The organism is Anaerosolibacter carboniphilus (assembly GCF_014205875.1).
Classification (GTDB): Bacteria; Bacillota; Clostridia; order Peptostreptococcales; family Thermotaleaceae; genus Anaerosolibacter; species Anaerosolibacter carboniphilus.
The window spans coordinates 66125-89759 of the sequence record NZ_JACHEN010000012.1; the positions used below are offsets into that span (position 1 = coordinate 66125).

The following is a 23635-nucleotide window of genomic DNA, read 5'->3' on the forward strand; positions in this document are numbered from 1 at the left end:
AAAAGCCTTAGTGAAGCGCAAAGCATATGGCAACAAAAGAAGTCCTAATCAACATGATTTGTATTTATGTTGGTCAGGACTTCTTAAATTTTGAGATTCTTTGTTGAATCTAGTATTACTTCTTCAGCTCTTGCTTTCCAGTTACTTTACTTTTGTCATCCATTTTGAATGTGGCCTTGGCGTCATCCGTCGTAAAAAATACGTTTCCGTCAACGGTAGCATCTACTAACTCAAAGTTAGCCGCAGAAACATATACATCTCCTTTGAAAGTCCCGCTTTGAATCCTAGCGTTAGGGCTATTGATGGTTAGTTTCGGAGCGGTTAAAGTGAATCTAGCTGTTACATTTCGATTCTCATCCTGAGTGTAAAGAGCGATCTTACGCTGAATGATATCCTTCCCAGCATCATCTTTTTTGCCATTCTTAAATTCGCCATCAAGGACAAGCTCCTTATCGGTAGAGAGATCGTTTACAGTCGCGATAATCCAGGTGCCAGTATTGCTTATAGCCTCTTCAAAGTCTTCTACATTATCTACGATAGAAGCTGTTGTTACCACATCAGGTGTAGTCTCTGGAGGTGTTGTCTGAGGCGGTGTTGTTGGTTCCGGAGCAGGCGTTGGTGCTGGCTGCTGTGTACATCCTACAAAAAGTGAAGTAAGTAGAACAAATGTTAATAATAGGGCTTTGACTTTCATATAAAAACCTCCTTGAAATAAAGTAGTTTTGGCTTCAAATACATTATTGCCAAAATGATAGGAATTAATGTAGCTTGTATCATTTTTGCTAAGTTCTGAGGACTGCTTTAACAGAGTATTTATTAAGCCAGTGATGTAACGCTTTGGACCTCGAGAGTTTTCAGTAAAATATTTATGAAAATACGCCTTTTAGGGGTATAATATGTACCCTAAGAGGCCCATTCGTTTTTATTGAAAAAATTTTTGAAAAACCCGTTGACATTGACGCTGCGTAAAGGTGTAAAGTAATATTATCAGGAGGTGATCACGTGGAATACACAGTGCAGAAATTAGGGCAGATAGCGGGGGTTAGCACCAGAACACTGCGGTACTATGATGAAATAGAGATTCTTAAGCCGGCAAGAATTAATTCGTCAGGATACCGCATTTATAGTCAAAGAGAAGTCGATAGATTACAGCAGATATTGTTCTACAGGGAATTAGGTGTAAGTCTAGAAAAAATAAAGGATATTGTAACTGCACCTTCCTTTGATGGGACAAAAGCACTCAGGGAACATCGTGAAAAGCTTCTTGAAAAAAGAGCACAGTTGGATTTGTTAATAGCAAACGTGGATAAAACCATAGCGCTAACAGAAGGGAGAATAAAAATGACAGATAAAGAAAAATTTGAAGGATTCAAGCAGAAAATGATAGATGAGAATGAGAAAAAATATGGTGAAGAGATTCGAGAAAAGTATGGGGAAGATGCAGTAAACAAATCCAATGAAAAAGTAAAGAATATGACTCAGGAAGAGTATGAAGAAGTCACAAGATTGGCAGAACAAGTAATGGAAACATTGGCTGAAGCTTTCAAAACTGGAGACCCAGCCAGTGAACTGGCGCAAAAGGCAGCTGATTTGCACAAACGATGGCTAACCTATTATTGGAGTGAATACAGCAAGGAGGCCCATGCCGGAGTGGCGCAAATGTATGTGGATGACGAAAGATTTAGAGCCTTCTATGATAAAGAGCAACCAGGCACAGCAGAATTCTTAAGAGATGCCATTCTCATTTATACGGGCATGAAAAAATAATTAAAAAAGGCTGCAGATGAAATAGATTCATCTGCAGCCTTTTTTATTAAATATTCAGGGGTCCGCTACCAAGTAATCAGTCTGTTATTAGGGACTTATTGGAAGCATGATTAATATGCTATAGTGTGGAGGTGTGGCTTATGAAAATCTATAAATTTTATTATCGCATAGAAAAAAAAGCTGGACTGAAAAGTAAGAACGGGGATATTCAATCAGGACCTGCATACAGTGAACTATGTTTTGAGGCGAAAAAGAAACTGAATAACAAGGAGAGGGATGAAGTAGTCCAAAAGTTTAGAAAGGAACTGGCGGAGCAATTAGGCGTAAAGGTATGGCACGTAATACCAATCAGTGAAAAAGAGTATACAAAATCTTTAGAAGAAGAATAGTATACAAAGGATTTTGAAAACACGGTTTTAAAATTGGTGATTAAAGTGTATCCTGTATTAAAATATTTCCTAAGCAGATCGCCACAATATAAACAAATAGTAATATGAAGGCATCCGATAGTGGGTGCCTTTGTCACATCAGGAAGGAATATTATATAAGAAACTGCAGGATTTCAGAATATTATGTTTAAAATATAAAATATTATATAGATTTAATAAGAAATAGGGTTATATCCTAGAAAATATATAAAAAATTATATATCATAAAAGAAAATCTAGGATGTATCATACAAAAGGAGGTAACAGGATGCAAGATGAAATCAAAAAAGGAAACGCAGATTAAAAAGGTCGTGGGAGGGAAAAATAATATGTCCATCAAATATGTATGTACTGAATGCGGAAAAAAGTACGATTCAACAACTCAGATCTTCAGATGTGAATGTGGTGGCGTCTTGGATTTAGAGTCATTTCCTATTTCCTTTTCTCCATCAGAAATAATAAAGAATGAGTGGAGTTTGTTTCGATATCTTAAAGCGCTTCCTTTTGAAGATGATTTTGATTTGTGGAAAGATGTCACCATGGGAGAGGGTTTAACGCCTATTGTACCCATTGATAGGAACAATCCAAACCTACTGGCGAAGGTTGATTATATGATGCCTACGCTATCTTTTAAGGATCGTGGTGCAGCAGTGTTAATTGCACAAGCTAAGGCGATTGGCGTAAAAAAAGTGATTCAAGATAGTAGTGGCAATGCTGGAAACTCCATCGCTGCCTATGCTGGCAGGGCTGGTATGGCATGCGACATTTATGTACCTGAAGGTACTTCCGAAAAGAAGATCAAGCAGATTACTGCCCATGGAGCAAAGATTCATGTCATCAAGGGAACGAGGGAGGATACTGCAAGGGCGGCGTTGGAGGCTGTAGAAAAAGGAGGAGGTTTCTATGCAAGTCATGTTTATAATCCGTTCTTCTATCAGGGAACCAAAACCTATGCCTATGAAATCTATGAACAATTAAAAGGAGATGTTCCAGAAATCTTGGTCATACCCGTGGGAAACGGCACCTTGCTTTTAGGTTCCTACTATGGCTTCAAAGAGTTATTGGATGTAGGTCTCATCAAAAAAATGCCAAGGATCATAGCAGTCCAAGCTGAAGGCTGCGCACCCATATACAAGGCTTTCAAAGAAGGCAGGGATTCCGTTGAAGAGGTTACCAACAGCGGTACACTGGCAGAGGGAATTGCTATTGCGGCGCCAAAGCGTGGAAAACAAATATTGGAGGCTGTAAGGGCGACAGCAGGGGAGATCATTAAAGCTCCAGAGGATAAGATTGTTGAAGCCAGAGAATATTTAGCAGAAAAAGGATTCTATGTAGAACCCACAACAGCTGCCACTTATGCAGGATTCATGACCTATTATAAAGAAAATAGCAGTAGGATGTGTGGGAAAATATTAATACCGCTGTGTGGTGCAGGATTGAAAGCAAACTAATAATGTTTACTTAGAAATAAAATGAGAAAAGAGGTGCTTCCCTTTGAAAATAATAGATACCCATCTTCATTTTACAAATCATGAAGGTTTGGAGGAAACTGCCAGGGAGATTGGGCAGGTTGAGTATAGTGCAAAGGGGTTGATGAAAGAGTTTGAAGACGCAAATGTGGTTGCAGGGATCGTCATGATGACACCTGGGGATGATGAGGATCGATCTATTGAGGACTCCATAGCATTAATGTTAGGAGAAGATGAGCCATGCTGCTTGATGGCTTGTGTAGGCGTTAATCCAATAAGACTTCAAGAGAATAATGATGAATTGATAAGGATTGAAAAAGAGCTCAACAAAAAAAATGTGATTGGTATAAAACTCTATGCGGGCTACTTTCATTATTATGTCTATGATCAGGTCTACGATCCAATCTATGAATTGGCTAGAAAATATAATGTCCCTGTGGTGATACACTGTGGAGATACTCAATCTGCTCGTGGACTTTTAAAGTATTCTCATCCTTTAACCATCGATGAGTTGGCTGTAAATCATCCAGATATTACTTTTGTCATATGCCATTTGGGTGTGCCATGGGTGATGGATACGGCGGAATTGATCTTGAAAAATCCAAATGTCTATACGGATGTATCAGGGCTCCTTGCTGGAAACAAGGATCATGTGAGGACGATGAAAGATACAAGGCTATTTGTGGAGCCTCTTCAGCAGGGCTTCGTATACGCCAATCGGTATGATAAGATTCTTTTCGGAACAGACTGGCCCCTAGTACCGATTGGGCCTTATGTAGAGTTTGTTCAGCATATCATTCCCGATATGTACCATGAAGATGTATTTTACAAAAATGCTCTGCGTGTCTTTCCTAAGCTTAAAAGCTTGCTCAATGGTAAGTAAAATAAATGATAGGGTATTTTAATATCTGTGAGCGGGAGATCAAATAAAACTGGTTGAAAAGCAATAATTGACATTCTAAGAAATGAATGGTAATATTTTAAAAGTAAGAGCCATGAAGGCTTATACGGTGAAGACAATCTATTGTTAAATGATAAATTGAAAAATTGTATACTTTGGAATAATGCGAACCACGAAGGAGCGCTGTCGGTGTATTTGAATATGCTGATATCTCTATCGTGGTTTTTTGTATACATTTTTATATTTGATATGGAAGCTCAAATAATTCAAAAGGAGGTGAATGTACCAGTAAGAATGACCTATCAATAAGAATACGATAAGGAGGATATTCATGAAAAACAAACAAAGAAAATGGTACTTAATGTTAACTATCATTTTGATCATGACGAGTATGTTGGCAGGTTGCTCTAGTAAATCCAGTAATGCAGATAGAGTAGAAGGAGAGAAGAAAGATGAAATTGTGATCTCGGTGGGTGCAGAAAGCGAAGATGGCTATGATCCATGTACTGGAGCAGGTATAAATCTCTTTTTTAGTGGACTATTGGGATTTGATAAGGAATGTAATCTTACAAAGGATTTGGCATCAGACTACAGTGTAAGTCAAGATGGACTAACCTATACATTTATACTCAGAGATGATGTGAAATTCAGTGATGGAACACCTGTGACAGCCCAAGATGTTGTTTTTACATACAACACGACAAAGGAAAGCGGTTCGACCGTTGATCTCAGTTTTATGAAATCTGTCGAAGCGAAGGATGCCAAGACCATCGTATTTACCCTTGAAAAGCCCTATTCTGTATTTTTAAATGTAGTTGCTGAGAGGGGTATTGTGCCAGAGCATGCATATGGCAGTGAATATAGCCAAAAGCCTATAGGGTCAGGGCCTTTCATACTTACCCAATGGGATAAGGGACAGCAGATGATCCTTGAATCAAATCCATATTACTACGGGACACGATCATCTTTTAAAAAGGTTACAATACTTTTCTTAGATGAGGATGCAGTACTTGCAGCAGTTCAATCGGGGCAGTTAGATATAGCGATGATAAATCCGCAGTTTTCAGAGCAAGTTCCTGAAGGAATGAAATTGGTTGCTATAGATACAGTAGACAATAGGGGAATCAATTTACCCACCATTCCTGAATCAACAGACCCAGAAGGGAAGTTGATTGGAAATAATGTTACTTCTGATCTGGCTATAAGAAAAGCCTTAAATATAGGTATTGATCGACAGCAGATAATTGATGATGCCCTCAATGGTTATGGTACACCTGCATACTCCGTATGCGATACGCAACCTTGGTGGAATCCAGAAACAGCAGTGATGGATGGGCGCATTGAAGAGGCTTGTGAAATTCTTGAAGAAGCAGGATGGATCGATACAGATGGTGATGGCATCCGTGAAAAAAATGGGATGAAGGCTGAATTTACGGTATATGGCAGAACCGATGATTTGCAGAGATATACTTTGGCAGTATCTCTCAGTAATCAAGCGAAAGCATTGGGAATAAACATCAAAGCTGAAGCCATAGGATGGACAGAAGCCAAGGCTCAGTCCATGTCAACACCCACTGTATTTGGATTTGGCAGCTATAGCCCAATACAGATCTATTTCTCATTTCATAGCAAAAACATAGGCGTGGGCATTAACAATACAGCTTCATACCATAATCCAAAGGTAGATGAATATATAGAAAAAGCACTATATGCTACGAATGAAGAGGAATCCATGAAATATTGGAAATTGGCCCAATGGGATGGGACAACAGGATTGGGAGCCAATGGAGATGCACCATGGTTATGGATTGTGAATATTCAACATTTGTATTTAATGAATGACCACCTTGATATAGGGATACAACGGGTACATCCCCATGGACATGGATGGCCGATTGTGCAAAATATTAATGAATGGGCATGGAGAGAATAAATGATGCTGCTAATGGATAGGGAAGGAAGAAAAATACAGCAAGGGAAAAATATCTTAAAATTTATTGGTAAGAATTTATGTAAGATGATCATACTGATGCTTCTTGTAAGTATAGGAACCTTTTCACTAATAAATATTTCGCCCATAGATCCCGTGGAAGCATATATAGGAGCGGATGCCCAAATCACTGCAGAACATTATGCAAATATCGGTCGCCATTGGGGCTTAGATAAGTCTCCTTTGGAAAGGTTTCTAAGCTGGTTTACAAATATTTTAACGGGTGATTTTGGGACATCTATGATTTTCAGGCAGGCTGTAATCAAAGTGATTGGAGAAAAGTTTAAATCATCCCTTTTCTTAATGGGTACTGCATGGGTATTGTCTGGCATCATTGGATTTTTCCTGGGAATCGTAGCGGGTGTAAACAAAGGGAGATGGCCTGATAAAGTGATTAAGCTGATGTGTCTTACGATGAGCTCCGCTCCTACCTTCTGGATTGCACTGCTCATCATTATGGTATTTTCCGTATGGCTGGGGTGGTTTCCCATTGGCCTTGCAGCACCCGTAGGAAAACTGGCGCAGCATGTGACTTTGGGTGAGCGGATCTATCATCTTACATTGCCAGCATTGACATTGAGTATTACAGGGGTGTCCAACATAGCATTGCATACACGCCAGAAAATGATGGATGTACTTGAAACAGACTATGTTCTATTTGCCAAGGCTAGAGGTGAAAGGGGCTGGACATTGATCAAGAGACATGGAATCAAAAATATAATGATGCCTGCCATTACCCTCCAATTTGCATCGTTCAGTGAACTCTTTGGTGGGTCAGTATTGGCGGAACAAGTTTTTTCCTATCCCGGTTTAGGACAGGCGGCAACCATGGCAGGAACAAGGGGAGATGTTCCGCTGCTTTTGGGTATTACCTTATTCAGTGCATTTTTTGTATTTACTGGAAATTTACTGGCAGATATTATTTATGGAATCATATCACCAGAGATAAGAGAGGGATTACATGATGCATAAGATCGCAGCGTCCAATAGAAGAACAGTATTTACAATAAACAGACGTACCACGACTCTCATGATTATCGTCCTTGCGATGACCATATTAGCCAGTATTACGATTGTAGGCTCCATCATGAATGTAGATGCATATGGCTCAAATTTTATGGAGAAAAATCAAGGGCCATCTATAAAACATCTTTTCGGTACTGATTATTTGGGGCGCGATATGCTGGCAAGAACCATAAAGGGCCTTTCAACGAGTATATTTATAGGTCTCATTGCAGCTTCTGTAAGTGCAGTAATGGCGGCGGTACTTGGAATGGCTGCGGGTACCCTAGGGAGACATGGAGATAGAATAATATCTATGGCGGTGAATCTGATGATGGGTATTCCCCATATTATATTGTTGATGCTTATTTCCTTTGTATGCGGTAAAGGGGTAAAGGGTGTGATTATTGGTGTAGCATTCACCCATTGGCCGAATCTTACCCGCGTCATACGTTCAGAAGTCATACAAATCCGTTCCTCACAATATGTGAAGGCATCTATAAAAATGGGCAAAAACGGATGGTGGATTGCAAGAAAGCACTTGATTCCTCATTTGCTTTCCCAATTCGTGGTAGGCCTAGTGCTATTGTTTCCTCATGCCATATTACATGAAGCTGCTATTACTTTTTTAGGCTTTGGACTCCCCCTGCAGATGCCTGCAATCGGTGTGATTTTGTCTGAATCCATGAAATATCTATCTATGGGTATGTGGTGGCTTGCATTTTTTCCAGGGTTATCCCTTCTTGTGATCGTACTCTTGTTTGATACCATAGGAGATTATTTAAGGTTATTGATGGACCCTTACAGTGCCCATGAGTAAAGGAGGGAAAGAATGAAGAATAAGAACATACAAATTCTTGAGGTAAAAGATCTTTCCGTAAGGTTTAGGCAATATGATAAAGGATTAAAGCAAAGGGAATTAGAAGTGATCTCAAAACTCAGCGTCACGGTAAATGCAGGGGAAATATTGGCAGTGGTAGGCTCCAGCGGTTCCGGTAAAAGCTTACTTGCCCATGCGATTTTAGGGATACTTCCGCAAAATGCGATCACTGATGGTTCCATAAAATATCGAGGGCAGGAATTAACCAAAGAAAGACAGGAAGAATTAAGGGGAAAGGAAATTGCATTTATTCCCCAGTCAGTGACGTACTTGGACCCACTCATGAAAATTGGAAAACAAGCAATGGGAATTTATGGGTCCAAAGAAGCTCAAAGGATAATCTTTGAGAAATATGGATTGAATTCTGAAACAGAGGAGATGTATTCCTTTCAGTTATCAGGAGGAATGGCAAGACGTGTATTGGTTTCTACGGCAGTGATCGGTGATGGGAAATTGCTTATTGCTGATGAGCCAACACCTGGTTTGCACCCTGAAATGGCAGAAGAGACCATTAGACATTTCAGAGAATTATCAGACGAAGGGTGTGCTGTCATATTGATTACCCATGACATTGACTTAGCCTTCAAAATCGCAGATAAGATTGCTGTATTCTATGGAGGGACAACGGTTGAGATTACACCTGTGGAAGATTTCAAGAAAGGAGGATCAGCAGTTAGACATCCTTATAGTAGAGCTTTATGGGAGGCTCTTCCACAGAATGGCTTTAAACCAATACCTGGGTTTCAACCTTATGCAGGAAATCTTCCTAAGGGATGTCTTTTTGCATCCAGATGTCAACATGAAACAGAAGAATGCGCTAAGCCTATGGAAATGAGAGAACTCAGAGGGGGGATGGTGAGGTGTTGTCATGCGACTTGAAGCAATAGATGTGAGTTTTCGTTATGGAAAGGGCCCCTGGATATTGAAAAATGTAAATTTTGAAATGGATGAAAATGAATGCGTTGGAGTAGTAGGCCCTAGCGGATATGGTAAAAGTACATTTGCGAAATTATTAGCAGGTTATGAGAAGCCTGTATCCGGAAAAATATTATTAGATGGCAAGCCTCTCCCAGAAAAAGGGTATTGTCCCGTACAATTAATATATCAACATCCTGAAAAGGCTGTTAATCCAAGATGGAAATTGAAAGATATCCTATATGAAGGATGGTCTCCAGATGATACATTTCTAGATGGGATGGGGATAGAAAGAGAATGGTTAGAACGCTGGCCAAACGAACTTTCGGGTGGAGAATTGCAACGTTTCTGTGTTTTGAGGTCTTTGGGGAAAAATACCAAATTCCTTCTGGCTGATGAGATGAGTACGATGCTGGACACCATAACCCAAGCACAAATCTGGAATTTTGTTTTGGAAGTTGTGAAAAAAAGAAAAATAGGTCTATTGGTAGTTACTCATAATAAAGCCCTTGCTGAACGTATATGTACCCGCATGGTAGATTTAGAATTAAACAATCATATAGAGGCAAACACATTGTATCATGACAAAGTTCATAATGATTAGAAATCAATAAAAAGGGACTGATTTCACTTAGAAATACGGTCTTTTTTTGTTGTTTTCTGATAAGATAGGTGATTTTGTCAATAATTGTGGTCGATTTATTAAATAACTTGTTTATGAAAAGAGGAATTCAAGTATATGGTGATGAATTCTTATAGGTTAATCATAAAGGGGAGAGGATACTTAACTGGACTTTGGGAACTTACAGATTACATTAGATGATCATTGCGCAAATGAAAGGATGCTTCTATTGAAGGAAACAGGAGGAAGAAGTACATGCTCAAAAAGGGAAAGATGAAATTAGTTTTGATTTTCAGCATCATTCTTGTGTTGATGTTTTTTTCTATAAGGATGGCTGAAGGTCAAAGAGATTCTTCTTCAGAAATACAGGAAAAGTTGGCTGGAATCTCTGAAGAGGAAAGGCAAATTCTTCAGAATTTGTTTACCATTGCCCAGGAAATCAAAGAAATAGAGAAAGAAGAAGAACGAATTGGCCTAGAGAAAGATACCATTCTAGAAGAAATTGAGGCCTTAAAGGGTGCCGTTGAAAATGAGGAAATAGCATATGAGAAAAAGAAGACTGTTTTGAAAGAGGTTCTCAAGACGTATCAAAAAAGAGGTCCTGGAACGTATCTGGAAATCATGCTGGATGCTGACAGTTTGACAACTCTCATAAGGCGAATCAACGCGCTGAGAGATCTCACCCGCAATACGGGAGAGCTATTGGATGGCATGGAGGCAAGTAGAGAGAAGTTATCGGTAGAAAAAACAAAGTTAGATGAAAAGCTAATTTTGCTGGAGGAAAAACAAAATGCTGCAAGAGAATCTTTAAACAAAAAAGTACAGTTAATGAAGGAGCAGGAGGCATATTTAAATTCTCTTAATGATGAAAAGGAGCATTATCAAGCTCAACTTGCAAATGTGCAGCAAATGTGGGATGAACTCAAGTCTCTGTTCTCGAAAATTTCCGATGAGTTTTCTTCTATGACCAAGGCAGATAAACTGCCATCTAATGCTATAAAGACCAGTATTACATTATTTGGCATTAAGGGATCTATCGAAGAGGAAACTTTCAATAATATAATAAAAGAAAATCCAAGCCTCTTAGGGATGACACTTCGTTTTTACCCAGGACGTGTTGACATGAATCTGCCTAAAAAGAATCTTGTTTTATCAGGAAAATTTGTAATTTTAGAAGGGAATATCTTGAAATTTGATGTGAAAGAAGGCAGTTTTTATGGGATGCCACTGGGTTCTGGAGCTATAGAAGAATTGATGCAAGAGGGCTATCCCACGATGAATTTGAAACCATTGGTAGGTGGTAATGTTTTAAAGTCTATAGAATTATCAGAGGGAAAACTAGAGTTTCTAGTAATGCCAAAATAACTTAAGTACTATACTGGGAGGCAACTAACGATGATTGAAGCACAAGATGTTTGTTTGAGATATGCTGATGGGACAATGGCTTTGAACAATATTGATTTGCAAATTGATCCGGGTGAGATGGTTTACATTATTGGGCATAGCGGTTCAGGGAAAACCAGCCTGTTGAAGCTTCTTATGGGTATGGAGTACCCCACATCGGGAACTTTGACGGTATTAGAGCAGCCTATGAGGGAAGATCAGGCAATGAATATTAGGCGACTTCGAAGGATGATTGGACCTGTTTTTCAAGAATTTAAGCTCATTAAAGGGAGAACTGCCATGGAAAATGTTATGCTAGGCATGCGATTTCTTGATATTCATCCTAATACGATAAAAGAGGATGCTATGAATGCATTAATAAAGGTTGGGTTGGAGCATAAAGCACTTTCTCCTGTAGAAAATCTGTCTTGGGGAGAAAGCCAGCGGGTAGCTATAGCAAGGGCAGTAGCTAGGAAGCCGGCACTCATATTGGCCGACGAACCCACAGGGAATTTGGACACAGACAATGCATTGAATATATTGGAGCTTTTAACTGCGCTAAAAGATGAAAACACAACGGTTATTGTTACCACCCATGCAACCCATTTGATTGACAATAAGAGTCATGGCAAACTAATTCAGGTCGATGGGGGGCGTATTTGTTGTGAAAGACTGGGGTGATTTGAAAATGAAGAGTTTTTTAAATAATTCAGGGTATTTTTTAAAAGAGGTACGGACTATTATTCGATTAGATTTAATGTCCAACATTTTCTCGCTTTTTAGTACCACCTTGATTTTCTTTATCCTTACCATGGTAATGTCGGGATGGTGGATCAGTAATCAAGTAGTTGAGGCAGTTCAAGGAGAAGCAGAAATAAACGCTTATTTTGATGAGAATATTGGGAATGATGGAGTAACTGCATTGGTTGAAAAAATCGAGACCATTGATGGTGTGCAGGAGGCTCGCTTGGTCAATGAAGATGAGGCCTATGATCGAATGGCAGAAATACTAGGGGAAGATGCTAGAGTATTGGAGTTTTTTGAGGATAATCCCTTCAGTCCATTTATTGAGGTGAAAATTCATCTGGAGGAAATCAACTCAGTGTTGACCCATCTAGATACCATGGCAGATATTGCGTATGTAAGAGACAATCGAGAAATATTGGATCGTCTTAAAAATATCGCAGGGACATTGAAATTTCTAGGATTTGTGGTGGTAGGTGCGGTAGGTATTTCGACCTTGGTCATTATATCCCATATCATTAGGCAGGGAATATATAGTAACAGAGAACAAATAAATACCTTAAGACTCTTAGGCGCTCCTGAGCTATTTATTGCATTCCCATTTTTACTAGAAGGATTGTTTCTAACAGTGGGAGGGGGCATATTTGCAGCAGTTCTGGCCATATTCTCCATAAAATATATTTATGCCCAGCTGGCAGGACCTCTTCCTTTTATTCCTTTGCCTTCCCGTGATGCATTGATATTTAATTTAGTGATTCTGATCACTGGCTTAAGTGCCTGCATGGGAATCGTGGGAAGTCTATTGGGACTATCATCGGCAAAAAACAATTAAGTTATAAGCAGGCTGAAAAGCCTGCTTATATTTTTGATCAATAAATAGATGTATACATGATTCAATATACCTTTCGACATAACTCGATCATCATGATAAATACATAACAAATCAACTTGCAAAATGACTGGGGTTTGTAAGATTATCATCATGACGAATGGGCTGAAACCGTTGGAAAAAGTTAAAAAAATAACATTAAAAATATTTTGAATCTTCAAAAACAGGAAGGAATAACAGGATATAAATTGAATAAACTTCTATAAGGTCAGACCATCTGATGGATGGATGATCATATTTTAAAGAAGGAGGGAAGAGAGAAGGTTCACATCAGAGGAATAGGCAAACTATTCTCAGGGGGAGGCAAACGTTACCAATAGGATTAAAAAGGAAAAGGGGGTCTTTATGCAATGTTAGCAATTCTAGCATCCATACCTATCTTATTGACGGTAGTATTAATGGTTGGTTTTAACTGGCCGGCCAAAAAGGTTATGCCTGTGGCTTGGGGGGTGGCAGTGGTTCTGGCCGCGCTTAAATGGGGAGTATCCTTCGACTGGTTAGCAGGATCCACTGTATTTGGCGCTTTAAGTGCATTTAATATTCTTATCATCGTGTTTGGTGCAATATTATTGATGAATACGTTAAAAAACAGTGGCGCAATTAAGGCTATCAATAAGACTTTTTATGGCATTAGTCCTGACAGAAGAATTCAAGCGATTATTATTGCTTTCCTATTTGGTGCATTTATTGAAGGGGCAGCTGGGTTTGGTACACCTGCAGCACTGGCCGGACCACTGATGGTCGGACTTGGATTTCCACCATTGGCAGCAGCTATGTTAGCTTTGGTAGGAAATAGCACCCCTGTAAGCTTTGGCGCAGTTGGAACACCTATTTTGGGTGGTGTATCTTCTATATTAGGTTCTACAGAAATTTTAGCGAAAATTGAAGCTGCAGGCTTTACAGGACCTAGCTTCCTTCAAAATGTAGGGATCTGGGCAGCATTGCCCCATGCGATCATGGGCACCTTCATGCCGTTAATCATTGTTTGCATGATGACAAAATTGTTTGGTGAAAAGAAGTCCTTTAAGGAAGGCTTGGCGGTAGCACCTTTTGCAATTTTTGCAGGTCTTGCTTTTGTAGTACCTTATATATTCATCGCATTTGTCTTTGGACCAGAGCTTCCTTCTTTAGCCTCGGGGCTAATTGCAATTGCCATTGTGATTACAGCTACGAAAAAAGGTTTTCTTCAACCTAAAACTACGTGGGATTTTGCCAACAGCAGTAAATGGGACAGCTCTTGGTTAGGCACATCAGAAAGTGCAGCGACGGTAGAGGATGATACTGCAGAAGTCAGCAGCTTCTTAGCATGGCTTCCTTATATTCTTGTATCTTTAATATTGGTTGTTACAAGGATTCCACAGCTAGGATTAAAAGCGATTCTAACTAGTCCTACTTTTACAATCTATTGGAAGGAAATTTTAGGAACGAAATTAAATTACTCTTTACAATATTTATATTTGCCTGGAACGATAGCGTTTATTTTCGTATCGATCATCACGATCTTCATGCATAAGATGAACAGTCCTAAAGTAAAAGAAACATGGAAAACTTCCTTTAAACAGGTGATACCAGCAGCTATTGCCCTTAGCTTCGCAATCGCCATGGTACAGGTGATGCTAAACTCTGGCAATAATACCACAGGCGAAGTGGGTATGATGGTTGCCTTATCAAGAACGACAGCTGATATTTTCCAGGGTGTATGGCCGATTTTTGCGCCATTCATCGGCATACTAGGGGCCTTCATGTCAGGAAGCAACACAACTTCTAATATTCTATTCTCAGGATTCCAATTCGGTGTAGCTGATCAAATTGGCATGTCTAGGCTGATCATTCTTGGTCTCCAAGTGGTTGGTGGAGCAGCTGGAAATATGATCTGTGTACATAACGTGGTGGCAGCATGTACTACAGTAGGTGTATTGGGAAAGGAAGGCAAAGTGATCCGTACCAATGTCGTTCCTTGCTTTACATACGTTTTGGTTGCAGGTATTTTTGCTTATCTTGCCATGTATCTTTTCGTACCTGGCTTATTCTAGAAAGGTAATAGAGTAAACTGCTATTCAATAAAAGGTGCAGGATAGCATGTGGGTTATCCTGCATCTTAAACAATCAATTATGATGAGGAGGGAATGAAATTGAACATTATTATTCCAATTAAACAGGTCCCCGAAACAAGTAATGTAAAGATGGATAAAGAGACAGGTACTATGATCCGTGATGGGGTAGTAAGTGTGATTAATCCACTGGACCTCTATGCGATTGAAGCAGGTATTCAGCTAAAGGAACAGTTTGGTGGCAAGGTAACTGTATGCACAATGGGACCACAAACAGCCACCAAGGCTTTGAAAGAAGCAATAGCAATGGGCTGCGATGAGGGAATCCTTATTTCTGATAGGAAGTTTGCTGGGGCTGATACATGGGCTACCTCTTACACTCTATCAGAAGCCATTAAGCACATTGGAGAGTACGATCTAGTATTAGCTGGAGAGAGGGCAACGGATGGTGATACAGGTCAAGTAGGTCCAGGCGTTGCTGCTTGGCTAAATATTCCTCTAGCTACATATGTCAGTAAGATCAATGAGGTTACCAATGATCGTATAACTGTTGAAAGACTGGTGGAAGACGGATATCAAGTATTACAAATGCCTCTACCAGCATTATTAACAGTGGTTAAAGAAATCAGTAATCCAAGGCTGCCGACCTTGAGGGGCAAGAAAAAAGCGAGAGTGAGCGAGGTTCCTGTAATGTCAGCTGCAGATCTACAATTAGAGGAATCCTATATCGGATTAAAGGGATCTCCAACGAAGGTTGTAAAGATTGGTTATCCAAAGGTAACAAGAGGCGGGAAAATTGTAAAGGCAGCCGGGGAAGAGGGCGTAAATGAAGCAGTAGAGGAATTGATTAAATTCTTGGAAGAAAAAGAATTGATATAAGGGGGGATTATAGATGAGTTATGTATGGACGATTGCCGAACAAAGTAAGGGTAAACTAAGGGAAGTTTCCTTCGAACTATTGAGTAGAGGGAGAAAATTAGCTGACAAAATGAACACAAAGCTCTGTTCTGTTTTATTGGGAAGCAATGTTTCTGATGAGACGTTACAAGAGCTCATTTACAGAGGTGCCGATGAAGTTTATTTTGTAGATGATCCTCAGCTGGAAAACTTTATTGTGGAAACCCACAGTAATGTATTATCAGATTTAATCAAGACATATCATCCCCATTCAGTTCTGGCTGCTGCTACTTCCAGTGGCCGAACCCTGATGCCATATGTGGCCATACAAGTTAGTACAGGTTTAACTGCAGATTGTACAGAATTGGATATTGAAGAAGGAACAAATCACTTGCTGCAAACGCGACCAGCAATTGGTGGGAATATTATGGCTACAATCAAAACCCCAAGTCATAATCCTCAGATGGCAACGGTAAGACCAAAATCGAGTAGACCATTGCCATTAGATAAAAATAGAGAGGGTAAAATTGTCCGATTAGGACTGAAAGATGAATTGGTAGATCATCGTGTGAAGATGGTAGGATTTAGAAAAGATGTAGAGGAATTTGTGAATATTGAGGAAGCAGAAGTCGTTATAGCTGGTGGCAAGGGTATGAAAAAACAAGAAAACTTCGCTTTATTACGTGACCTTGCGAACCACTTCGAGGGCGTACTGGGTGCTAGTAGAGATGCTGTTGATAGAGGTTGGTTACCTTATCCTCACCAAGTAGGTTTAAGTGGTAAAACAATTTCACCAAAATTATATGTCTGTGCAGGTATTTCAGGCTCCATTCAGCACTTAGCAGGTATTAAAACCTCTGAATATATTGTTGCAATCAATCAAGATCAGGATGCAAATATATTCCAGCTAGCAGACTTTGGCATCGTAGGTAACCTGTTTGAGGTTATTCCAAAGATTAATGCTAGGTTGGAAGCGTATAAGAAGGAGGGGAAATAAGATGAGATATAATCCCATTACCATTGAAATTATTGAAGAATTGAGGAGAATTGTAGGATCCAAAAATGTCTTTAGTGATGAAGAAAAAATGGAAGCCTATTCCCATGACGAAACCAATGCAGAAGAATATGGCCATATGCCAGAGGTTGTTGTAACACCAACAACTGCAGAAGAAATTGCACAGATCGTTAAGCTGGCCAATCGTGAGCTGATTCCGATAACTCCCCGTGGTGCAGGAAGTGGTCTTTCCGGTGGAGCCATACCCATCTTCGGCGGTATTCTTTTATCTGTAGAAAAAATGAACAAGGTTCTAGATATAGATTATGGAAATATGATGTTGACAACGGAGACTGGTATTGTAACGAACGAGATCAATGCATTGATTAAGGAAAAAGGTCTATTCTATGCGGGCTATCCAATGAGTTTGGAAACCTGTTATTTGGGTGGTAATATTGCTGAGAATGCTGGTGGAGGTAGAGCAGTAAAATATGGCGTTACTGGCCGATATATAATGGGAATGGAGCTTGTTACACCGAAAGGGGAAATTGTAAACTTAGGCGGTAAGCTATCAAAGGACGTTACAGGTTATGATCTAAAGCAACTGGTGGTAGGCTCTGAAGGGACACTGGGTATTGTGACAAAGGCGACAATCAGATTAACAGGGCTGCCGACAGCGAAGTCCAACCTTCTTGTTCTATATGAAACACCAAAAGCTGCCATTGATACAGTACCAGTGATTATGGCAAAAGGGACAATTCCAACCAGTATGGAATTTATGGATAAACTATCCGTTAAAACAGCTTGCGAATATTTAAATGAAAGCCTACCTTATCAACAGGCTGGTGCCATGCTGTTAATTGAAATTGATGGAACCAACCAAGAGCAAGTCGAATTAGAGGCCGAAGCAATTGGTGACTTGTGTATGGAAAATGGGGCCATTGAGGTTTATGTAGCCGACAACTATACAACCCAAGAAAGGATTTGGAGTGTTAGAAGAAATATCGCTGAAGCCTTTAAAGTTGTAAGTCCAATTCAAAGCTTAGAGGATATTGTCGTTCCTATAGCAGCAATTCCAGATATTATTCCTGAGTTGGATCGTATCTCTGAAAAGTATGATATAAAGATTCCATGCTATGGGCATGCTGGTGATGGTAACCTTCATGCAACCCTTGTAAAGAATCCAGATCATACATTAGAACATTGGCATGAGATTGAGCCAAAGGCGTTAAGAGAATTATATCAAGTAACAAAAAAATTAGGTGGTAAAATCAGTGGTGAGCATGGAATTGGTGTGAAGCGTAAGGGATATATGTTAGAGAATATGGATCCAGTAGAATTGGATTTAATGAAGGCAATTAAAAAGGCGTGGGATCCTAACTATATTATGAACCCTGGAAAGATGTTCGATTTGGATGAATCAAATTGACGTAGTCAATTTGATTCATCTGTGGAGCGATAAAAAGGAGGAAATGCCTGTGGCTGTTATAAAAATACCTTATTCTAAAGGTTTTGTCGATTTGGAAGTATCAAATGAAAATCTACTGGCTGTGCTAGAATCGAAAGCCCATCATTTCAAGACGGAAGAGGATCAAGTAACCATAGCAAAGAGAGCGCTGGAAAATCCCATCGATTCACCCAGATTAATGGAGTTAGCAAAGGGAAAAAATAAGATTGTAATTATCACCAGTGATCATACAAGACCTGTGCCTAGCAAAATTACGCTGCCATTACTGCTGGAGGAAATCAGAAGTGGAAATCCCAATGCGGATGTTACCATATTAATTGCAACTGGGTTTCATCGATTAACAACCTATGAAGAAATGATGAATAAATTTGGAGAAGAAATCGTAAAAAACGAAAAGCTTGTAAATCATGACTGCAGGGATAAAGATAGCTTAGTAGATGTGGGTATATTACCATCAGGGGGAAAATTAATATTGAATAAGCTGGCCATGGAGGCAGATTTATTAATAGCAGAAGGTTTTATCGAGCCCCATTTCTTTGCTGGTTTCTCAGGCGGCAGAAAAAGTGTATTGCCTGGTGTGGCCTCTGGGACAACTGTATTGGCGAATCACTGTGCCAAGTTTATTGCCAGTGAATACGCTAGAACTGGCATCTTAGAAGGAAATCCCATCCATAGGGATATGGTATATGCAGCTGAGGCTGCTAATTTAGCATTTATTTTCAATGTAGTCATTGATAGCGAGAAGAAAATTATCAATGCATTTGCAGGGGATCGGGTGGCAGCCCATGAAAGGGGCTGTGAGTTTGTAACTGCATTGGCAAGTGTGAAAGCACAGCCAGCAGACATTGCGATTACTTCGAATGGCGGATATCCATTAGATCAAAATATCTATCAGGCGGTAAAAGGCATGACGGCTGCAGAGGCTACTGCAAAAGAAGATGGCGTCATTATTATTGCTGCTGCATGTAATGATGGACACGGCGGCAAAGCCTTTTATGATACCTTCATAGAAAATCCAACTGCCCAGTCTATTATGGATAAGATCATGCAAATTCCAATGGAAAAAACAATTCCAGATCAGTGGGAGTCACAAATATTGGCAAGAATCTTAATAAAACATAAAGTAATTCTAGTTACCGATCAATGTGATCCAAAGATGGTAACGGATATGCATATGCTACATGCCTATACATTGGAGGAAGCATTGACGATGGCGCATGAGATCAAGGGTGAAGATGCAACGGTTACGGTTGTACCTGATGGTGTTTCAGTAATCGTAGGAAATTAGAATAGGCTGTTCATTAAAATATAAGATATCAAAATGAAAGAGTCCGTGGGGCTCTTTCATTTTGATTTTTAATAAGGATTCTTGTCGAATTACTCAATGAATTAGTTGGTTATTCAAGGTGGTTATGATATATTTATTAATAATAAAATTACGCTTAAATAAGTCGAAAGGGGAAACGAATCATGTTGATATGGAAAGAAGAATATTCTATAGGAGTAGAACTAATTGATGCACAGCATCAACATCTTTTTGAAATTGGAAATAGCGCTTATAAGCTATTGCGGGATGATTTTTGTACGGATAAGTATGACAAGGTTGTGCAAATCATTGAAGATTTGCGCCAGTATACCCAGTTTCATTTTAAATCAGAAGAAGAATATATGAAGAAAATTAACTACCGCAGATATTTTAGCCAAAAAGTAGAACATGATGATTTCATAAGAAAAATAAATGCAGTAAATCTTGATATTGTAGATGAAAATCCTGAAAAATATTTAGAAGATATATTGGCATTCATTTTTAATTGGACGCTTGAACATATATTGCAAAAAGATAAATTAATTAAAGCTGAGTAACAGATGGAATGGAGAATATCGGTGCGTACATATTTAGGGAACAACCCACTACATGAAGAAAAGATTATTGTAGTGGGTTGTTTGTTTTATTTACGCAAGGAAATTTCTTTCAAGACGGCATTTTTATTTCGATCTTTTACTTGGCTGATGGACCATTCATTTTGGAATAATAGGACTGGATGTCCATCTTCGTCCTCGACAATCATTGTATCCATGGTGATACTAAAGGTTTTTGGATCAAAATTATCCATTTCAACCCAGCGAATATAACGATAGGGAAGATTTTGCATGATGATATCTACTCCATATTCGTTTTTAAGGCGATACTCTAAAACTTCAAACTGAAGGGCACCAACTACACCCACAATTAATTCTTCTACACCAATATCAGGTCGTTTGTAAACCTGTATTGTACCTTCCTCTGCCAATTGGGTAATCCCCTTGATAAATTGCTTTCGCTTCAGGGCATTTTTTGTATATATTTTAGCAAAATGCTCAGGCGCAAACAGAGGTATCCCTTCATACTGTAATTTAGACTGATCCTGACATAAGGTATCACCTATTTTAAAGATTCCAGGGTCATGAATCCCGATAATATCACCAGGGTAGGCAGTTTCTACTACAACACGCTCTTGGGCTAAAAACTGCTGTGGTTGTGCCAATCTAACCTTTTTATTTTCTTGTACATGATTCACAGTCATACCCTTTTCAAACTTACCAGAACAAATTCTTAAAAATGCGATTCGATCCCTATGGGTAGGGTTCATATTGGCTTGTATTTTGAAGATAAAGCCAGAAAAATTATCTGTTTCAGGATTGATTTCTCCTAAATTGCTAAGGCGAGGTGTCGGAGGGGTAGTGATGTTCAAAAAGGATTCTAAAAATGGTTCTACACCAAAGTTTGTCAAGGCACTTCCAAAGAACACAGGTGTTAATTCTCCATTTAAGATCTGTTCCAGATTAAAACCATCTCCTGCCATGTCTAAAAGGCTAATATCATTGATTAGCTGTTCATGAAGATCTTCTCCGAGTAATCCTCTAAACTGCTCGTCAAAAATATCTCCTACGATGGCTTCAGCTACAGACTGTCCGTGATTTCCGTCTTTGAAGAGTTCAATTTGTTTTTTTTGACGATTGAAAACCCCTTTGAAGTTTCTATCGGTACCAATAGGCCAATTCATAGGATAAGAACGAATACCTAAAACGTTTTCGATATCTTCTAATAGCTCAAAGGGATCTTTTCCAGCACGATCTAGTTTGTTAATGAAGGTGAAGATGGGGATTCCCCTCATTTTACAAACATGAAACAGTTTTTTTGTTTGGTCTTCTACCCCTTTGGAGCAGTCAATAACCATGACAGCACTGTCTGCAGCCATTAAGGTTCGATAGGTGTCCTCACTGAAATCCTGGTGGCCGGGTGTATCCAAGATGTTAATGCAATAGCCGTTATAATCGAATTGAAGCACACTGGAGGTGACAGAGATTCCTCTTTGTTTTTCGATCTCCATCCAGTCAGATACAGCATGGTTTTGTGCTCTCCTTGATTTAACGGAACCTGCCAAACGAATAGCTCCTCCATATAATAGCAGCTTTTCTGTCAGGGTTGTTTTACCCGCATCGGGGTGGGAAATAATTGCGAAGGTTCTTCTTCTTCGTACTTCATCTATAAAACTTAAAGTTTCTTCAGCCATTCTTTTCCTCTTTCTTTATCATCAATGATGTATGATAACTTATTTTATGTTTAAATATAACCTTTTAAATTTTATACTTCTATCGTTTCTATGTCAATTACCATTCCGTCAGATAAAAAATTTTTAAATAATGAGTGAATCCATTGCCATGTAGAGATTATAACATGATAAATGGTTCTATATACATGGATATTACAGGGAGATAAAAGGAATACATCTATAGATCAGAATCATACATGTAGACAAACCATCTGATCATGATTGGATTAGAAAGAAGGAAATTCAAGTTATTTCTAGAATTACTAAATAGAAAAATGAATATTCTGAAAAAATACAAAGGGAGGACTGAATACATGGATGATGAGTGGGTTCGCTTGGAGGAAAAATTAATTTTGCTTTGTATTCAGGTAATTGAAATCCTTGATCGACTAAAGGCCTCAGGAGAATTAAGTGAAGAAGAGTATTTAGAACATGTAAAAGAAAAAAGAGCATTTTTAAATAGAAGGTCCAAACGTGATTCATAGCCGATTTTGGATAGGGATTCAAAGGAGTGATTTAGAATGAAAAAGATACTCATTATAAAAACGGGAACAACATTTCAGAGTATACGGGAGAAGTATGGAGATTTTGAAGATTTGATCATAAAGAATGCAGATTTGAGAAAGAATGACGTGAAGGTTTGGGATGTACAGAAGGATATATCTGCACCAGCTATGCTGGATATTGCAGCGATCATCATAACAGGATCCCATTCCATGGTAACAGATTGTGAGAGTTGGAGCGTCATGTTGGCAGAATGGCTTCGAGAAGTATTAAAGAAACCCATACCTACCCTTGGTATTTGCTATGGACACCAATTGCTGGCCCATACATTTGGCGGGACTGTAGATTACCACCCAAAAGGAAGGGATTTTGGAACAGTTGAGGTAGAATTGACAGAGGAAGGGAAAAAAGACCCCCTCCTTGGTGTTCTCTCCCATGGGTTTCTAGGGCATGTTGCCCATTCTCAAAGTGTACTGACACTACCGTCAAATGCAAGGGTATTGGCAAAAAATGATTTTGAATCCCATCATGCTTTTGGACTGGATAATCATATATGGGGAGTACAGTTCCATCCAGAGTTCAAGCAGGAGTTACATTTTCATATATAGAAGAACTGGAGGCTGACCTTGCTAAGGATGGCTATGATGTGACAGCATTAAAAAAATCTGTGATAGAAAATAACTGTGGCAAAGCTTTGTTAAGTCGATTTCTGGAGCTTGTAAAATAATATGGTTTTCATTAAGTGGGAGAGTTTACAGTTAGTAATTATGAAGCCAGTAGATCTAACAATTCATTGATCTTAATTAAATCTTCTGATGATATGTTTTCAGCACCCTTGCTTATGATTTCGTCCAGCATTTCGTTAATAGAAAGAGATTGGTTAAGGACCTGTATGTTTTTCATTTTGAATACACACTCCTCATCACTTTTTTCTAAGGCTTGTACAAACCAATCGTAACAAAGCAAGGTTAAAACTCTATTAAGATCAAAATAAAGTTTTGTTAAATCGAAGATGAAGGCAAAAAACTACCCGCATCAGCGGGTAGAAAAAAGAAGGGTTTAAATGTAGGACAAAGGGGATTTGTCCCACTACATCATATACGAGACATGAAAAACGGTTACAAAATTATAGGATATA

General features: G+C 39.0%; 23 protein-coding genes. 20 read left to right on the top strand and 3 right to left on the bottom strand.

What is annotated here, in order from left to right; all coding sequences use genetic code 11:
• Nucleotides 1-115: 115 nt before the first annotated feature.
• Nucleotides 116-694, bottom strand: a complete 579-nt coding sequence (locus HNQ80_RS10775) for a hypothetical protein (protein WP_184310656.1) — start codon at nt 692-694, stop codon at nt 116-118.
• 308 nt (nt 695-1002) lie between these two features.
• On the opposite strand from HNQ80_RS10775, the gene HNQ80_RS10780 reads away from it, so the two are divergent.
• From HNQ80_RS10780 to HNQ80_RS10865, 18 genes are all read left to right on the top strand, one after another.
• On the top strand, nt 1003-1767 hold the full coding sequence (locus tag HNQ80_RS10780; RefSeq protein WP_184310657.1) for a MerR family transcriptional regulator: 765 nt from the start codon (nt 1003-1005) through the stop codon (nt 1765-1767).
• A 140-nt stretch (nt 1768-1907) separates the two neighbouring features.
• Nucleotides 1908-2156, top strand: a complete 249-nt coding sequence (locus tag HNQ80_RS10785; RefSeq protein WP_184310658.1) for a hypothetical protein — start codon at nt 1908-1910, stop codon at nt 2154-2156.
• A gap of 314 nt (nt 2157-2470) precedes the next feature.
• Nucleotides 2471-3646 (top strand): threonine synthase, encoded by a 1176-nt coding sequence (locus HNQ80_RS10790; protein WP_207726966.1) that lies wholly within the window; start codon nt 2471-2473, stop codon nt 3644-3646.
• A 43-nt stretch (nt 3647-3689) separates the two neighbouring features.
• Nucleotides 3690-4547 (top strand): amidohydrolase family protein, encoded by an 858-nt coding sequence (locus HNQ80_RS10795; RefSeq protein WP_184310659.1) that lies wholly within the window; start codon nt 3690-3692, stop codon nt 4545-4547.
• Nucleotides 4548-4896: 349 nt separating this feature from the next.
• Nucleotides 4897-6498 carry an ABC transporter substrate-binding protein gene (locus HNQ80_RS10800; protein WP_184310660.1) on the top strand — a complete coding sequence of 534 codons (1602 nt, stop codon included), beginning with the start codon at nt 4897-4899 and terminating at the stop codon, nt 6496-6498.
• Nucleotides 6499-7527 (top strand): ABC transporter permease, encoded by a 1029-nt coding sequence (locus HNQ80_RS10805; RefSeq protein WP_279288984.1) that lies wholly within the window; start codon nt 6499-6501, stop codon nt 7525-7527.
• Nucleotides 7517-8377, top strand: a complete 861-nt coding sequence (locus HNQ80_RS10810) for an ABC transporter permease (protein ID WP_184310661.1) — start codon at nt 7517-7519, stop codon at nt 8375-8377. Before HNQ80_RS10805 ends, HNQ80_RS10810 begins: the two co-directional genes overlap by 11 nt.
• A 12-nt stretch (nt 8378-8389) precedes the next feature.
• Entirely contained in the window at nt 8390-9316 is a 927-nt protein-coding gene (locus HNQ80_RS10815; protein ID WP_184310662.1) for an ABC transporter ATP-binding protein, read from the top strand.
• A gap of 43 nt (nt 9317-9359) precedes the next feature.
• Entirely contained in the window at nt 9360-9956 is a 597-nt protein-coding gene (locus HNQ80_RS10820) for an ABC transporter ATP-binding protein (RefSeq protein WP_330602829.1), read from the top strand.
• Between the two features lie 273 nt (nt 9957-10229).
• A complete protein-coding gene (locus HNQ80_RS10825) occupies nt 10230-11339 on the top strand; it encodes a coiled-coil domain-containing protein (protein WP_184310664.1) in 1110 nt (369 codons plus the stop codon).
• Nucleotides 11340-11369: 30 nt separating this feature from the next.
• Nucleotides 11370-12038, top strand: coding sequence for a cell division ATP-binding protein FtsE (locus HNQ80_RS10830; protein ID WP_184310665.1), 669 nt, complete (start codon nt 11370-11372; stop codon nt 12036-12038).
• Nucleotides 12022-12933: a cell division protein FtsX gene (locus HNQ80_RS10835; protein ID WP_330602830.1), complete on the top strand. Its 912-nt coding sequence runs from the start codon at nt 12022-12024 to the stop codon at nt 12931-12933. The genes HNQ80_RS10830 and HNQ80_RS10835 overlap by 17 nt, the downstream gene beginning before the upstream one ends.
• A 407-nt stretch (nt 12934-13340) precedes the next feature.
• Nucleotides 13341-15023 carry an L-lactate permease gene (locus HNQ80_RS10840; RefSeq protein ID WP_184310666.1) on the top strand — a complete coding sequence of 561 codons (1683 nt, stop codon included), beginning with the start codon at nt 13341-13343 and terminating at the stop codon, nt 15021-15023.
• 93 nt (nt 15024-15116) lie between these two features.
• On the top strand, nt 15117-15920 hold the full coding sequence (locus HNQ80_RS10845; protein WP_243183165.1) for an electron transfer flavoprotein subunit beta/FixA family protein: 804 nt from the start codon (nt 15117-15119) through the stop codon (nt 15918-15920).
• A 13-nt stretch (nt 15921-15933) separates the two neighbouring features.
• Complete coding sequence (locus HNQ80_RS10850) at nt 15934-16935, top strand: electron transfer flavoprotein subunit alpha/FixB family protein (RefSeq protein WP_184310668.1); 1002 nt, start codon at nt 15934-15936, stop codon at nt 16933-16935.
• 1 nt (nt 16936) lies between these two features.
• Entirely contained in the window at nt 16937-18361 is a 1425-nt protein-coding gene (locus tag HNQ80_RS10855) for an FAD-binding oxidoreductase (RefSeq protein WP_184310669.1), read from the top strand.
• Nucleotides 18362-18404: 43 nt separating this feature from the next.
• Nucleotides 18405-19688, top strand: a complete 1284-nt coding sequence (gene larA / locus HNQ80_RS10860) for a nickel-dependent lactate racemase (protein WP_184310725.1) — start codon at nt 18405-18407, stop codon at nt 19686-19688.
• 182 nt (nt 19689-19870) lie between these two features.
• Complete coding sequence (locus HNQ80_RS10865; RefSeq protein ID WP_184310670.1) at nt 19871-20263, top strand: bacteriohemerythrin; 393 nt, start codon at nt 19871-19873, stop codon at nt 20261-20263.
• Between the two features lie 86 nt (nt 20264-20349).
• Here the strand turns inward: HNQ80_RS10865 and HNQ80_RS10870 are convergent, their stop codons facing one another.
• A complete protein-coding gene (locus HNQ80_RS10870; protein ID WP_184310671.1) occupies nt 20350-21954 on the bottom strand; it encodes a peptide chain release factor 3 in 1605 nt (534 codons plus the stop codon).
• A 353-nt stretch (nt 21955-22307) separates the two neighbouring features.
• Here HNQ80_RS10870 and HNQ80_RS10875 point away from each other — a divergent pair, with 353 nt between their 5' ends.
• Together HNQ80_RS10875 and HNQ80_RS10880 are read left to right on the top strand one after the other, a co-directional pair.
• Nucleotides 22308-22478, top strand: a complete 171-nt coding sequence (locus tag HNQ80_RS10875; protein WP_184310672.1) for an SHOCT domain-containing protein — start codon at nt 22308-22310, stop codon at nt 22476-22478.
• A 36-nt stretch (nt 22479-22514) separates the two neighbouring features.
• Nucleotides 22515-23105, top strand: a complete 591-nt coding sequence (locus HNQ80_RS10880) for a glutamine amidotransferase (RefSeq protein ID WP_243183166.1) — start codon at nt 22515-22517, stop codon at nt 23103-23105.
• A 157-nt stretch (nt 23106-23262) separates the two neighbouring features.
• Here the strand turns inward: HNQ80_RS10880 and HNQ80_RS10885 are convergent, their stop codons facing one another.
• Nucleotides 23263-23400 carry a hypothetical protein gene (locus HNQ80_RS10885; protein WP_184310673.1) on the bottom strand — a complete coding sequence of 46 codons (138 nt, stop codon included), beginning with the start codon at nt 23398-23400 and terminating at the stop codon, nt 23263-23265.
• Nucleotides 23401-23635 lie beyond the last annotated feature (235 nt).

What these genes read in the sequence shown, in the direction of transcription:
- HNQ80_RS10825 (WP_184310664.1), top strand. Translation starts at nt 10,230, where the DNA reads ATGCTCAAAAAGGGAAAGATGAAATTAGTTTTGATTTTCAGCATCATT.
- HNQ80_RS10850 (WP_184310668.1), top strand. Translation starts at nt 15,934, where the DNA reads ATGAGTTATGTATGGACGATTGCCGAACAAAGTAAGGGTAAACTAAGG.
- HNQ80_RS10840 (WP_184310666.1), top strand. Translation starts at nt 13,341, where the DNA reads ATGTTAGCAATTCTAGCATCCATACCTATCTTATTGACGGTAGTATTA.
- HNQ80_RS10815 (WP_184310662.1), top strand. Translation starts at nt 8,390, where the DNA reads ATGAAGAATAAGAACATACAAATTCTTGAGGTAAAAGATCTTTCCGTA.
- HNQ80_RS10790 (WP_207726966.1), top strand. Translation starts at nt 2,471, where the DNA reads ATGAAATCAAAAAAGGAAACGCAGATTAAAAAGGTCGTGGGAGGGAAA.
- HNQ80_RS10880 (WP_243183166.1), top strand. Translation starts at nt 22,515, where the DNA reads ATGAAAAAGATACTCATTATAAAAACGGGAACAACATTTCAGAGTATA.
- HNQ80_RS10855 (WP_184310669.1), top strand. Translation starts at nt 16,937, where the DNA reads ATGAGATATAATCCCATTACCATTGAAATTATTGAAGAATTGAGGAGA.
- HNQ80_RS10775 (WP_184310656.1), bottom strand. Translation starts at nt 694, where the DNA reads ATGAAAGTCAAAGCCCTATTATTAACATTTGTTCTACTTACTTCACTT.
- HNQ80_RS10800 (WP_184310660.1), top strand. Translation starts at nt 4,897, where the DNA reads ATGAAAAACAAACAAAGAAAATGGTACTTAATGTTAACTATCATTTTG.
- HNQ80_RS10845 (WP_243183165.1), top strand. Translation starts at nt 15,117, where the DNA reads ATGAAATTGAACATTATTATTCCAATTAAACAGGTCCCCGAAACAAGT.
- HNQ80_RS10810 (WP_184310661.1), top strand. Translation starts at nt 7,517, where the DNA reads ATGATGCATAAGATCGCAGCGTCCAATAGAAGAACAGTATTTACAATA.
- HNQ80_RS10865 (WP_184310670.1), top strand. Translation starts at nt 19,871, where the DNA reads ATGTTGATATGGAAAGAAGAATATTCTATAGGAGTAGAACTAATTGAT.
- HNQ80_RS10870 (WP_184310671.1), bottom strand. Translation starts at nt 21,954, where the DNA reads ATGGCTGAAGAAACTTTAAGTTTTATAGATGAAGTACGAAGAAGAAGA.
- HNQ80_RS10785 (WP_184310658.1), top strand. Translation starts at nt 1,908, where the DNA reads ATGAAAATCTATAAATTTTATTATCGCATAGAAAAAAAAGCTGGACTG.
- larA (WP_184310725.1), top strand. Translation starts at nt 18,405, where the DNA reads ATGCCTGTGGCTGTTATAAAAATACCTTATTCTAAAGGTTTTGTCGAT.
- HNQ80_RS10830 (WP_184310665.1), top strand. Translation starts at nt 11,370, where the DNA reads ATGATTGAAGCACAAGATGTTTGTTTGAGATATGCTGATGGGACAATG.
- HNQ80_RS10805 (WP_279288984.1), top strand. Translation starts at nt 6,499, where the DNA reads ATGATGCTGCTAATGGATAGGGAAGGAAGAAAAATACAGCAAGGGAAA.
- HNQ80_RS10885 (WP_184310673.1), bottom strand. Translation starts at nt 23,400, where the DNA reads ATGAAAAACATACAGGTCCTTAACCAATCTCTTTCTATTAACGAAATG.
- HNQ80_RS10875 (WP_184310672.1), top strand. Translation starts at nt 22,308, where the DNA reads ATGGATGATGAGTGGGTTCGCTTGGAGGAAAAATTAATTTTGCTTTGT.